We start from the raw sequence: 12514 nt of genomic DNA on the forward strand, positions 1-12514 counted from the left end.
ATTCAGTATTCGAAAAGCTTTAAAAGTATAACTTTCTTTTTTCTCATTCTATTAAAAAACAATTCAAACATTCGCATTTTCTTATTAAAATAAATAAAAAAAGGTAGTCATATTTTCATAACTACCTTTCAAATATCTTCTTTAAAGCATTAAAGTATTACTAGTTGAAATTCGCTATAATTCTCACGCTTTTCTCTTAGTAGCTAAATTATACTAAATAAAATTATTTTAAAATAAAAAAACGTATCAAAGACGATTCAAATCGCTTTTGACACGTTTTCAAAATGTATTAATGTAACTGCTGTACTTGAAACAGCTTGTAATAATTACTTTGCTTCTTCATTAAAGCTTCATGTGTCCCTTCTTCTACCACTTGTCCATGCTCAATCATAATAATTCTATCTGCATGGGTAATAGTCGTTAAGCGATGAGCTACGATGAAGGTAGTTCGATTCTTTGCTAGTTTTTCCAAAGATTCTTGAATTAAATGCTCACTTTCTAAATCAAGCGCGGACGTTGCTTCATCAAGAATTAAAATTGGAGGATTCTTTAAGAAAACACGAGCAATAGCTACTCTTTGCTTCTGACCACCTGATAGTTTCACTCCTCGTTCGCCGACCTTCGTATTGTACCCATCAGGCAAATTCATAATAAAGTCATGAGCATTTGCAGCCTTGGCAGCTGCAATTACTTCTTCCTTGCTTGCTGTCGGTTTCCCTAATAAAATATTCTCCGCTACCGATTCACTAAATAATATATTGTCTTGCAGTACCATTCCGATATTATCTCGTAATGAGCGCACTTTATAGTTCTGGATGTTCTCACCATCTAATAAAATAGCACCTTCCGTTACATCATAAAATCTCGGAATTAAGCTTACTAGTGAAGATTTACCTCCGCCGCTCATCCCCACCAGTGCGACAGTTTCCCCTTGTTTAATATTTAGCTGAATATTATTCAAAACCGCTTCACTTTCTTCTTCATATGCAAAGCTTACATTATCAAATACAATGTTTCCTTTTACTTCTTTACACATAATTGCATCTTTACGGTCTTCAATATCATATTTCTCATCAATAAATTCAAACATTCGATCCATTGATGCAATAGCTTGTGTTAATGTTGTCGATGAATTAACTAGTCGGCGTAGTGGTTCATATAATCTTTCAATATAAGCAATAAATGCTACCATTGTTCCGACCGATAAACTTCCATGAATCACTTGATATGCGGAGAAACCTATTACAAGAAGAGGTGCTATATCTGTAATTGTGTTTACGATTCCGAAAGATTTGGCATTCCATCTTGTTTGCTCTAACGCCTTATCTAAAAAATGCTTGTTTTGCTTACTAAAATTATCTTGTTCATATTCTTCAATGGCAAAGCTTTTTATAACAGGCATTCCTTGAACACGCTCATGTAAGTAGCTTTGTACCTCAGCTAATGCCTGTGAACGTTCTCTTGTTAATCCTCTTAATTTTCCGAAGAAATAACGCACTGAGAACGCATAGAGTGGAAATAATAAAAGCGATACAATAGTAAGCTTAACATCCATTGTAAACATGATAATTGCAGCTATGAAAATAGTCGCAACATCAAGCCATACATTCATTAATCCTGTTATGACGAAATTCTTTGTTTGCTCTACATCATTAATAACTCTAGAAATAATTTCTCCTGTTCTCGTATTGCTATAATACTTGAAGCTGAGCTTATTAATATGAGTAAACAACTGATTACGAATATCAAATAGAATTTTGCTGGCAGTCCATTGTGCAAAATACTGGCGATAATATTCAATTGGCGGTCTCAAAATGACAAATACAACAAGCATAATTCCCATAATAATCAATAATTTCTCTTGTTTAGCCGCTGCCGATAATACTTTACTGCCAATAATATCATCTACCACATATTTTATTAGTAACGGTATTAGTAGCGGAATCGCAAATTTAATAACCCCAATTATTATCGTACCGATAATAGGCCATTTATATGGCTTTACCCATTGTAAATAACGACGTACACTTCCCATATATTACATCCCTTTTTATGATTATATTCCCTTCATCATAAACACTAAAAAACCTGTTGTCACTCCAACAGGCTTCAGGTCTTGTTACATTAACGATAAGTTAAGTAACGTTCGTACCACATATCAATAAAATCTGCAGAAAACGGTCCCTTTTGTTGGCGAATCCAAAAAATTAGTTGATTTACATTCTTTTTTAGAATTGCATCAATTTCCTTTGGATATCCCATTTCCTTGCTGTGCTTCTCATACTCATCTTCATCTAGCAATTGAAACGTCATATCTGGATACACTTTAATATCCAAATCATAATCAATATATTTCAATGCTTCATCGTCATACACGAATGGTGAACTTACATTACAATAATAATAGACACCATCTTCTCTAAGCATACCAATTACATTGAACCATACTTGCGAATGAAAATAACAAATAGCTGGTTCACGTGTAATCCATGAACGTCCATCCGACTCCGTTACTCGCACTCTGTCGTTCGCTACGATTACTAGATTTTGTGTTGCTTTCAACACGGTTGTATCTTCCCATATACGATGGATATGGCCGTCATGTTTGTAACTGTGAATCTGAATAGTATCTCCTTCCATGGGGATCTTCATAGTATCATCCCTACTTTCTAATCAACATATCGACCACAAGTTCCTCGAAATAACTATACATTTTCCCACGTATCTTACTTATTATTATAGCGATTAAGAAGATATTTTAAAACCAATGCGTATGAAAAAAGAAAAGTAGGTATGCTAACTAATAGAAAAAGGTGTGGATATTCCTCTTATCTCTATTAGAAATAAGAGGAAATCACACACCTTTACACAATACAATAACTAATTGTTATTGTTGGCTATTTTGACCATGTCCTGAAGCTTGCGACTTCTTAGCTTCAGATTGTTGGTTTTGTTGTCTTACTTGCGCTACGTCTGTTTGGCTAGCGAACTCAGTTCCGTATGAACTTGAGCTTGAGTTTTTAGAAGCACTAGCAGAATGTTGGTTTTGTTGTTTTACTTTCGCCACATCTGTTTGACTAGCGAATTCAGTTCCATAAGAAGAACTTGAGCTTCCCGCATTTTGTTGTTTCACATGTTGAATGCTTGTACCTGATGATGTTTGATTTTTGTTTGCCATTAATAATCACCTCCACGCTCATTAATGTAACCAAGAGCTTAAGTGAATATCCTAAAAACAAAAATTGGTACTAACTTCTACACAAGCAAAGAAATTCCACCATCAACAATAATTGTTTGTCCTCTGATCATACTTGCATCCTCAGAAATAAGGAACATAATTGTATTAACCATATCATCAATCTCTACCATTCGACCTGCAGGAGTCGCTTCTGCTGCTTCTTTTAACAGCTCTTCACGATTTGGAAAATGCTTTAAAGCATCTGTATCAACAGCCCCACCTGAAACTGCATTAACACGAATATTCTTAGGTGCAAATTCAACAGCTAAATATCTAGTTAAAGCTTCAAGAGCTGCTTTTGACACGCCAACAGCTGTATAGTTTTCTAAATAGCGAATCGAACCAAGAGAACTAATATTAACGATTTGTCCACCGCCGGTTTTCTCCATTAGCTTAGCCGCTTCTTTCGCACAAAACAATGCGCCTTTGCCGTTAATTCCCATTGTCCAATCCCAATGATTTTCTTCTAATTCATCGATTGGCTTTTGTACACCTGAAGCCGCATTATTTACTAAAACATCCAATCGACCAAAAGTTTCTTCAATCGTTTCAAACATCGCTTTAATTTTTTTCACATCTCCGACATTGGCTTTGATTAAAAGAACTTTTCTGCCTAAACTTTCAATTTCTTCTACAACTTCAAGTGCCGCTGATTTACTGCGAGCATAATTGATTACAATGTCATAGCCTGCTTTTGCAAGACGGAGGGCTGTTTGCTTTCCAATCCCTCTACTACTTCCTGTTATTAGTGCAACTTTATTTGTCATTTCGTTCATCCTTTCTATCATCAACTATCTTTTTGACATAAAGTGAAACTTTGCTTGGTAGGGGTTTTTGTTAATCCCCCACCAAGCATTAGTTGAACCAATCGGGTTCTTACTGGCGCTTGATCTTCCACTTAAACGCCCCTGCTATTGCTTCCATTTTGAAGTGGAAGTCTTAGCGCCAGTTTAAACGGGATAAATTAAATAATCCCTGCTCATAATAATAAAGAAAAGTTCTTCAATTCTATTCGTAGAAGGAGTCTATTATATGTATGTAGGCAGAGACTTAACTGAGCTATCATTACTTCAGAAGAAAGATTGGAAAGACAGTGAATTACAGTACTTTCACCACTCTCTTCAACAAATGGTACCTTATTTAAATGTTCAAGGACAGTCCATTCTTAAACAAATCCTAAAAGAAATAGAAAGTAGAGGCGGGCTCCACCGCAATGAAGCGGATTATACCCACGGTACTGAACTGTCCATTGACTGACTGTAAAGTGATTTACTAGCCGTAACTAAACAAATCCTAGCATAGCGATTGAAGGGATGGCTTATATGTCATCCCTTTCTAAGTAAGCACTGAACATCTTTTGATATGGTACAGGGAAAGCTAACTCTGTCATTTCTTGCTCTGTCACCCATCTTAATCGATGCTTTTCCATTAGTTCAGGTGCAATTTCCTCTTGAACCAATCCTGTATAAGCTGATAAATTCCATACTAAATGCGAGAAAACATGTTGAATTTCCGTTAATTTAGGCATGTCGAGTAAGACTCGACTGTTATACTGTATAACAAAAGCATCCTCAAATAAGTTTTTATTTAAGCTTTGCTTCTGATCAAAAGAAAAGCTCGGGAATTCCCATAGATTTGCTAATAAACCTTTTTCCGGACGCTTTTGAACTAGAATTCTTCCTTGCTCATCTTTTAATAAACCAGATATAAGTTTTACTTTTTTCGTTTTCGTGACTTTTGTTTTTATAGGAAGTTCTGCTTGAACACCTTCAGCGAAGGCTACACAATGTTCTCTAACAGGACATAGCATACACGCTGGAGTCCCCGGTGTACAAATTAAAGCTCCTAATTCCATTAGCGCTTGGTTAAAGTAAGAGGGATTATCATGAGAAATAAGAGCACGAACCGCATCTTCAAAGATTTTCCTCGTCTTTGGTTTTGCAATATCTTCTTTAATAAGTAGAATACGTGAGAGTACACGCATCACATTTCCATCCACGGCTGGCTCTGGAATACCATAGGCAATACTTAATATAGCACCTGCTGTATAAGGACCTACGCCCTTTAAACTTATAATGTCACTATGATTCTTCGGTACAACACCGCCGTAATTTTCCTTCACTTCCCTAACTGCGCTTTGTAAGTTACGCACGCGAGAATAATAACCAAGCCCTTCCCATGCTTTTAGTATTTTTTCCTCGTCTGCATCCGCAAAATCCTGCAGTGTCGGAAACCATTCCATAAAGCGGTTAAAGTAAGGGATTACTGTATCTACACGTGTTTGCTGTAACATGATTTCCGAAACCCATACTTTATATGGATCACGATCCGCTCTCCATGGCAAACTTCGTTGTTCTTGTTCAAACCACTGTATTAAATCTTGCTGAAATTCTTCAATCTTAAATTTATCCAAAGCTTCGATCTCGTGCAAAATAGTTCCTCCGTGATGTTACATATTAGTTAAAAAAGGGAATACAATAAGAGATTAGAATTACTAATGAAGCTAAAAGTGTTACAATTTAACTAGAAGTTTTTTAAAAAAAATTTTCTCTAATTGACTTACCTTTTGACCTTAATAGGCATATTACTAGTAGGAGCGAAAGGACTTTCATTAGACAATAAACAAGCCGTCACATTCACACTTATTATGATTCTTACTATACTAAAATTGTTAACATAATACTAATGGAATCATCCGACCATATGTTGGCTGATTTCTATATAATGAAATTTACTGTTCTACCCTTGAATTAAAGTAAGGCTAGCATCAGTAAGGAGGTTTATGACCATTGGATACCGCTACACATGTAGTAATGGGAATCGGACTTGGAGCACTTGCAACGCTTGATCCAGTTGTTGCAAATAGCCCACTAACTGCACAAGCTATAATGTTTGGAACTATTATTGGTTCCCAAGCTCCCGACATTGATACTGTATTAAAAATGCGAAATAATGCCATATATATACGAAATCATCGTGGTAGAACACATTCAATACCAGCTGTTTTACTGTGGCCCTTACTTATAACCTTTGTCCTTTACGCCATATTTCCTGAATCGAATCTTTTACATTTATGGTTATGGACATTCGCCGCAGTGTTCATTCATGTATTCGTTGATATCTTTAATGCTTATGGGACACAAGCTTTACGCCCATTATCTTCTAAATGGATAGCACTAGGAGTAATCAACACATTTGATCCATTTATCTTTGGCATTCATGTTGCTGGATTAATGTTATGGGCTTTTGGAGCCAACCCTGGTTATACATTTTTACTTGTTTATATCGTCATGTTCTTCTATTACTTAGCACGATTCCGAGAACAAAGACGTGTTAAACTAGCCGTACAACTAAAAATACCAGGTGCGCGTAAAATCATCCTTTCTCCAACTCTCCGCTATCATAAATGGAAAGTTGCTGTAATAACTGAACAATATTATTACGTAGCACTATCCCAAAACGGGGAAATAACGATTTTCGATAAATTTACACGAGTACCATTACCGGATCATCCGGCTATTGATATCGCTAAGCATGACAAAAATTTATCAGCATTTTTGTCTTTTTCACCAATATACCGATTTGAAATTGACGAAAGCGATTATCATTATGAAGTGAAATTTATTGATTTAAGATATCGAAGTAATGGACATTACCCATTTGTTGCAGTTGTCCATTTAGATCGTGATTTGAATATTACCAACTCATATACTGGTTGGGTTTTCAGTGAAGAAAAACTACGGAAAAAACTAAAGGTTTTACCACATTAAATAGAAAAAGGGTACAAAAGCAAGCCTCACTTACTTTTGTACCCTTTTTCTGACACTATTTCCTTTATCAAAGCTAATCCCCATTATTTACAGACCATATTTTCATGACCTTAGCTCAAACTAGTAGTACGCGAAGAAACTCGCGTAAATAAGTAGATGTCTCCACACATCTTCTTAAGGGGGAACATGTTAATGCGTAATAAAGCGAGAAACTTTCCAGCTGTTAACCGCTTTGGTGGTGAGCCTAGAGCAAAAGCAGAATATGCCTCTAAAAGAGCCGATGGTAGCATTAATACTCATCCACAAGAGCGTATGTTAGCTTCTTCGCAGCGAGTAGAAGATCAACAAACAAATTAATTATTTGTTCGGAGGTTGAAGCATGGTAAACAAAAGGTATCAACTTCATGATCACAACTATAATAGTCCATTTAATAGCACTTGGACGAGCGCTAAACATGCAAAAGCTCAAGTAAATGGACAAACGCAACAAACGCAACCCCATATCATTTTAGAACGTGAAACAAGAAAGCGTTCATAAAAAACAAGAAGAATAAGCCTGTAACAAGGCTTATTCTTCCACTTTTGCTTCTTTTAACTTTTCTAAGACAGAAATGGGCATTGCTTCTTGTTTTCCGTTTCCACCTAGTCGGTATCCCCAAGCAAATACACCATTCAAATAATCCACTTTGAAATATGTACCTGGATCTCCTTGAATACCGTAAATTTCCCCTTTAATAAAATCTTTCGGATCTAACATATAAGCCTTAGCCAAGATTGCTTTTCTTTCAAGAACTGCAAATTCATTGACCATTCCCATTTGCTCGGCTTTACGAGCTTTTTCATGAAGATGACCAAGCTCTTGCTGTAATTCATACGTAGACATCGTGCTATAACGTTTTTCTGACATTTGTTATTCCCCTATCTCTTGTTGAATTTCTTCTAAATATCTTTCAATCAATTCGATTGTAAAACCTTTACGATATAGAGCGCTTTTCATTTTTTGTTGAAATTCATATCCTGTATACTTACTATATCGTCTTAAAGCTTTATCACCATGAATCTGAATCGAGTTCCATTCTTGTTCATCATCTTGAGAAATCTGAATATTACGTAATGCTTCCTCTATTATATAAGAAGAGTAACCTTTTCTAATGAGAGTTTGCTCGATTTTTCTTTTTAATTCGATTGTTGATGCATTTGATTTATTTTTAACGAGTTTAAGGATTTGTTTCTCGGCATGTTGTATTTGTCGTTCATTTGTATATAACTGCAATGCAGCTTCAGCATGAACGTCACTAATTCCTTTCTGTTTCAACTCTTGAGCAATGATAACAGGTCCTTTATCAGCTGCATTCATACGTGTGTTTACAAGAGCAATAGCAAATTCTTCATCATTTAAAAACTTGAGTGTATAAAGCTTATGAATGACTTCTTTAATGATATGCTCTTCATATTCTTTTTCTTTTAGCTTACGAACGACTTCAGCTTCTGAGCGCATGCGATGTGCTAAATAATGTAGCGCATCTGAAAAGCCTTTTTGAATGTCTTCTTGATAAGCGATTTCCATTAACTCTAAGTCATCAATGACCATCCCTTTTTTCAAATCCATTTTGATTAAAACATCTTCGCTTACACTAAATCCGTATTCTTCGCCTTTACCTTGATCTATATAAATATTATAACGATTTTTATTTTTTACTCCGACAGCGATTTTTGTGATAGTTATCAAAGTACTCACCTCTCTATTAACTGTAGCATATTAACTGTTTGGTCGTCTGTTGATATAGTAGAAAAAACATGGAGGGATAAAAATGAAAGTAGCAATTGCTGGTGGTAGTGGCTTTGTAGGGAAAGCAATTACGAAAGAACTACTCGCTAATAATCATGATATTTACATACTTACACGAGACAAGTCACGTATGAAACATCATCAGAAAATCACTTATATTCAATGGCTTAATACTGGCGATAATCCCGAATCAGAACTAAACGGTGTAGATGTCATCATCAATCTTGCAGGCGAATCATTAAATAGCGGGCGCTGGACAGCTTCACGGAAAAAAAGCATTCTAGAAAGTCGATTACAAGCGACCACTGAAATAAAACGAATCATTAATAGTATGACCACTAAACCACATACTTTATTAAATGCAAGTGCCATTGGATACTATGGCACTTCAGACACAAACGTCTTTACTGAAGAAGATATAATATCACCTACTGATTTTTTATCTGATACAGTTCACCAATGGGAGCAACAAGCGATGCAAGTAGAAACATATGGTGTTAGGATTGTTTGTATGCGTTTTGGTGTCATATTAGGAAAAGAGGATGGTGCCCTACCGCGTATGCTGCTACCTTATAAATTATTTGTAGGTGGAACTGTCGGAAGCGGTAAGCAATGGTTATCATGGATTCATATTAAAGACGTGGTAAAAGCAGCTCTTTTCTGTATAAATAACACTTTAATTCATGGTGCTGTTAATTTCACTTCTCCCCATCCTGAAACGATGAAAACATTTGGACAAACCATTGCATTTGTAATGCATCGTTCTCATTGGGTACCGGCCCCAGCGCCAATATTACAATTAGCACTAGGTGAAATGAGTATACTCGTTTTAAAAGGTCAAAAGGTATTACCGACTATATTAGAACAACATGGCTATAATTTTTATTTTCCTACTCTTCAAGAAGCTCTTCAGGATTTATCCCATTCAAACTGGCACTAAAAGACTCTCACTAAGTGGAAGAATAAGCGCCAGTAAGAAACTGATTGGTTCAACATAGAAATGTGGAATCGGCCTGTTTAGCCTAAGGCAAGCATAAGATAGCTCTCAGTAGGAAATATGGTTTTCATTTCCGGAAAAGAGATAGCTTATGACCTCGAGGGGCTGGCCGATGTAGCTATACAATAATGCTCGGTTAGGATATGCATCCCGCCGAGCAAAGTTTCACTTTATTACCATAATGATGAATGATTCATCATCTTTAAGGAAAAAATGGTAGTAGAAACCACTAAAGGAGTGATGATTATGGACAAAAAGAAAAAAGAAAAAATGAAAAATAAGTTAACCACTACGCAAGAGGTTTTATATGGACGCGAGTTTAGAATGGCAGACCGCGCAGCTGGATTTGGTCATAAGCGCTAAAATAATAGTTTGATTAACAAAGATTTACTGTAGTGTAACAATATAGAGAAGTTGTACCAAAACATTTTTATAAGAAAAATAAGAGGTTGCTCAACTGAGTCAACCTCTTTTATATTTAAACTTAGTATTTAATAGATATATCACCTTTTGATTGTTTGCTTCTTCCCATATTCTCTTTTATTAAAGGAATTGCAAAGCAATCTACGCCAAAATAATATGTACCAATTACTAAAGCTGGAATTATAACAATACCAATCCATTAGACACGTACAACAATAGACTTCACATTCTTTAAACAATTAATTGAAAATATATCACAAAAATTTATTATTTGAACACTTCTGATTCCATTCAAGTTATCCTCTATTCGAATAAGATTGTGAATAACTTATACACAAAATTGTGAATAGTGTGAATAATAACTGGATAACTCCATTTTCAATTCGTTTTTTCGACAACTATCAACAAGAAAACCTTATTCCAATTTGTGGATATGTTGATAAGTCTGTTAATTCTTATTTATCAAACAACTAAATCGTGTGGATAACTAAAAAAACAAACGAACGTCTCAATAAAAACACTCGTTTGTTCAGTCTATTTTCTGTCTTAAATTATACATAATGTTAATTTAGAATAATGTTTCATCATTATTGTGTAATCTTTACATAGTAAAGATTACTTTCACCCAATAATACAATAAAAATAATGTAACAAATGTAGAAATCGGAATGACAATGATAGTTACACTTAAATAATCTTTCCATTTTACTTTAATTTTATTTTCTCGCAAAATATACATCCAAATTAATGAAGCTAATGTTCCTATCGGCAATAATAGCGATCCCATGTCGCTTCCTATGATATTCGCTAGATAAATAGTCTTTAAGGTAATAGGGTCTAATCCCATCTCAGTTAACGTAATGGTACCTATCATCAATGCAGGGTGATTATTAAACAAGTTAGATAGGAAAGAAACCAATCCCCCCATAAGAAAGCTTGCTTGAAACAGTCCCTGGTGAACAATCGGCTCAAACAGACGAACCATAACATCCGTAAGTCCTGCATTGTGAAGCCCATATATTATAACGTACATTGAGAATGCGAAGATTAATATATGCCAAGGTGTTTTCTTTAATATATCAATAGGATTTGTACCAAGGTGATACCATCTCCATATTAATAATATGATAGAGCCAAGTACCGCTACCAATTCGATAGGTATAGAAAAATATGATGCAACAAATAGTAAGCACCTAATAGAAAAAACAAACAATAATATTTTCAACATTAATTTTGTACGTTTTCTCTTTGTTTCCACAGAAAGATTACCTTTGAGAGGATGAAATTGCTTAGTAAAAAACATCTCTTCCATATCAAAAACTCCACTTGGGAGTTGCTTTGGCAACTTGCGCTTTACTACTAAATACATAAGATACGACATAAATAATAATCCAAGCGTCGCAGGAACAAACATCATCGCAGTATGCATATAAAGTGTCATATGAACAATTTTCAATGCAATTAAATTCACAATATTACTGACACCAATCGGAGCACTTGAAGCTGTTGCAATTAAAGCACCACTCAAAAGATAAGGAATTTGTTCATGTGGTTTAAGTCGAAGGTTTTTCAGAAGTAATATTAGAATTGGAGTTGTTATTAAAATGCTACCATCATTATTAAATAATAATGTCATGAGAAAACATAGCAATTGAATATACCAATATAAACGATATCCTGATCCTTTAGCCAGTTGTGCTAGACGAGCAGCTGCCCAATGAAAAAAACCAAAACTCTCCAATATGACAGCCATGACCACCGTCGCCATAATGGTTATGGAAGCTCCTCCAATTTTACTAATTATGTCGCGAATATCATCTAATGATACAATTCCTAGCAATACAATCATCACTGCTCCCACAGTAGCTGGGATCGCTTCATTTATCCCCCTTGGTCGCCAAAAGATTACGACCATTGTCATGATAAAAATGAAAATGGACATCCCTATTTCAAAGCTCATATCTTTCAACCTTCTTTAATTTTTTTCATAAGACAATCCTCCTTACTTGTCCTATTCCATATATAAATATTCATCCCTAATAAACTTGACTGTATGTCCCCCCTTTTTCCACTAAATATACGATTGTCCCTCCATTGAAAATCACCCTACATGATATAAGAAAAGCGCAAGCGCCCGTTTAAAGACGTATAAACTGGAGCTAGACAGCGATTTAGGTTCTAATTTATATACTTTCTTAATCTTTAAAGAAAAACCGGCACCGGTGCTTTTTGATTTGGAATTCACTTCTTGTTTTTACTTCTAATCAAAAAGCAGCCATGCGGTAGGCGTAAGACGA

Annotated in this window: 14 protein-coding genes; 6 read left to right on the top strand and 8 right to left on the bottom strand. The window is 35.2% G+C overall.

Annotated elements, in window-relative coordinates; all coding sequences use genetic code 11:
• Window positions 1-289: 289 nt before the first annotated feature.
• From TX86_RS20375 to fabL, 4 genes are all read right to left on the bottom strand, one after another.
• Complete coding sequence (locus TX86_RS20375; protein WP_042351742.1) at window positions 290-2035, bottom strand: ABC transporter ATP-binding protein; 1746 nt, start codon at window positions 2033-2035, stop codon at window positions 290-292.
• 89 nt (window positions 2036-2124) lie between these two features.
• Complete coding sequence (gene ntdP / locus TX86_RS20380) at window positions 2125-2652, bottom strand: nucleoside tri-diphosphate phosphatase (protein WP_042351743.1); 528 nt, start codon at window positions 2650-2652, stop codon at window positions 2125-2127.
• Window positions 2653-2887: 235 nt separating this feature from the next.
• Window positions 2888-3178: a gamma-type small acid-soluble spore protein gene (locus tag TX86_RS20385; protein WP_042351745.1), complete on the bottom strand. Its 291-nt coding sequence runs from the start codon at window positions 3176-3178 to the stop codon at window positions 2888-2890.
• A 77-nt stretch (window positions 3179-3255) separates the two neighbouring features.
• Entirely contained in the window at window positions 3256-4005 is a 750-nt protein-coding gene (gene fabL, locus TX86_RS20390) for an enoyl-[acyl-carrier-protein] reductase FabL (RefSeq protein WP_042351747.1), read from the bottom strand.
• 265 nt (window positions 4006-4270) lie between these two features.
• On the opposite strand from fabL, the gene yfhS reads away from it, so the two are divergent.
• The gene (yfhS, locus tag TX86_RS20395) at window positions 4271-4495 is read left to right on the top strand and encodes a mother cell protein YfhS (RefSeq protein ID WP_042351748.1); all 225 of its coding nucleotides are present in this window, start codon (window positions 4271-4273) and stop codon (window positions 4493-4495) included.
• 61 nt (window positions 4496-4556) lie between these two features.
• Here yfhS and mutY read toward each other — a convergent pair whose 3' ends face one another.
• The gene (gene mutY, locus TX86_RS20400) at window positions 4557-5669 is read right to left on the bottom strand and encodes an A/G-specific adenine glycosylase (protein WP_081707781.1); all 1113 of its coding nucleotides are present in this window, start codon (window positions 5667-5669) and stop codon (window positions 4557-4559) included.
• 358 nt (window positions 5670-6027) lie between these two features.
• Here mutY and TX86_RS20405 point away from each other — a divergent pair, with 358 nt between their 5' ends.
• The 3 genes from TX86_RS20405 to TX86_RS26435 all read left to right on the top strand — a co-directional run bounded on the left by TX86_RS20405 (window position 6028) and on the right by TX86_RS26435 (window position 7546).
• The gene (locus TX86_RS20405) at window positions 6028-7008 is read left to right on the top strand and encodes a metal-dependent hydrolase (protein ID WP_042351751.1); all 981 of its coding nucleotides are present in this window, start codon (window positions 6028-6030) and stop codon (window positions 7006-7008) included.
• A 192-nt stretch (window positions 7009-7200) separates the two neighbouring features.
• Entirely contained in the window at window positions 7201-7365 is a 165-nt protein-coding gene (locus tag TX86_RS26430; RefSeq protein ID WP_081707782.1) for a small, acid-soluble spore protein K, read from the top strand.
• A gap of 22 nt (window positions 7366-7387) precedes the next feature.
• Complete coding sequence (locus TX86_RS26435; RefSeq protein ID WP_081707783.1) at window positions 7388-7546, top strand: YpzG family protein; 159 nt, start codon at window positions 7388-7390, stop codon at window positions 7544-7546.
• A gap of 30 nt (window positions 7547-7576) precedes the next feature.
• On the opposite strand, the gene TX86_RS20410 is transcribed toward TX86_RS26435, so the two are convergent.
• Both TX86_RS20410 and recX read right to left on the bottom strand, forming a co-directional pair.
• Entirely contained in the window at window positions 7577-7915 is a 339-nt protein-coding gene (locus tag TX86_RS20410; protein WP_042351753.1) for a YfhH family protein, read from the bottom strand.
• Window positions 7916-7918: 3 nt separating this feature from the next.
• Window positions 7919-8737, bottom strand: coding sequence for a recombination regulator RecX (recX, locus tag TX86_RS20415; protein ID WP_042351754.1), 819 nt, complete (start codon window positions 8735-8737; stop codon window positions 7919-7921).
• Between the two features lie 82 nt (window positions 8738-8819).
• Here recX and TX86_RS20420 point away from each other — a divergent pair, with 82 nt between their 5' ends.
• Window positions 8820-9737 carry a TIGR01777 family oxidoreductase gene (locus tag TX86_RS20420; RefSeq protein ID WP_042351755.1) on the top strand — a complete coding sequence of 306 codons (918 nt, stop codon included), beginning with the start codon at window positions 8820-8822 and terminating at the stop codon, window positions 9735-9737.
• A 303-nt stretch (window positions 9738-10040) separates the two neighbouring features.
• Window positions 10041-10157 (top strand): YfhE family protein, encoded by a 117-nt coding sequence (locus TX86_RS26440; RefSeq protein ID WP_081707784.1) that lies wholly within the window; start codon window positions 10041-10043, stop codon window positions 10155-10157.
• 661 nt (window positions 10158-10818) lie between these two features.
• Here the strand turns inward: TX86_RS26440 and TX86_RS20425 are convergent.
• Window positions 10819-12177 carry an arsenic transporter gene (locus TX86_RS20425; protein WP_042351757.1) on the bottom strand — a complete coding sequence of 453 codons (1359 nt, stop codon included), beginning with the start codon at window positions 12175-12177 and terminating at the stop codon, window positions 10819-10821.
• Between the last annotated feature and the right edge of the window lie 337 nt (window positions 12178-12514).

Source organism: Bacillus massiliigorillae (assembly GCF_000380245.2).
In the GTDB taxonomy this organism is placed as follows: Bacteria; Bacillota; Bacilli; order Bacillales; family DSM-1321; genus Bacillus_AD; species Bacillus_AD massiliigorillae.

Bases quoted from the DNA above. Each gene is read 5' to 3' on its own strand.
- TX86_RS20375 (WP_042351742.1), bottom strand. From the start codon at position 2,035: ATGGGAAGTGTACGTCGTTATTTACAATGGGTAAAGCCATATAAATGG.
- ntdP (WP_042351743.1), bottom strand. From the start codon at position 2,652: ATGAAGATCCCCATGGAAGGAGATACTATTCAGATTCACAGTTACAAA.
- TX86_RS20385 (WP_042351745.1), bottom strand. From the start codon at position 3,178: ATGGCAAACAAAAATCAAACATCATCAGGTACAAGCATTCAACATGTG.
- fabL (WP_042351747.1), bottom strand. From the start codon at position 4,005: ATGACAAATAAAGTTGCACTAATAACAGGAAGTAGTAGAGGGATTGGA.
- yfhS (WP_042351748.1), top strand. From the start codon at position 4,271: ATGTATGTAGGCAGAGACTTAACTGAGCTATCATTACTTCAGAAGAAA.
- TX86_RS26430 (WP_081707782.1), top strand. From the start codon at position 7,201: ATGCGTAATAAAGCGAGAAACTTTCCAGCTGTTAACCGCTTTGGTGGT.
- TX86_RS26435 (WP_081707783.1), top strand. From the start codon at position 7,388: ATGGTAAACAAAAGGTATCAACTTCATGATCACAACTATAATAGTCCA.
- TX86_RS20410 (WP_042351753.1), bottom strand. From the start codon at position 7,915: ATGTCAGAAAAACGTTATAGCACGATGTCTACGTATGAATTACAGCAA.
- TX86_RS20420 (WP_042351755.1), top strand. From the start codon at position 8,820: ATGAAAGTAGCAATTGCTGGTGGTAGTGGCTTTGTAGGGAAAGCAATT.
- TX86_RS26440 (WP_081707784.1), top strand. From the start codon at position 10,041: ATGGACAAAAAGAAAAAAGAAAAAATGAAAAATAAGTTAACCACTACG.
- TX86_RS20425 (WP_042351757.1), bottom strand. From the start codon at position 12,177: ATGAGCTTTGAAATAGGGATGTCCATTTTCATTTTTATCATGACAATG.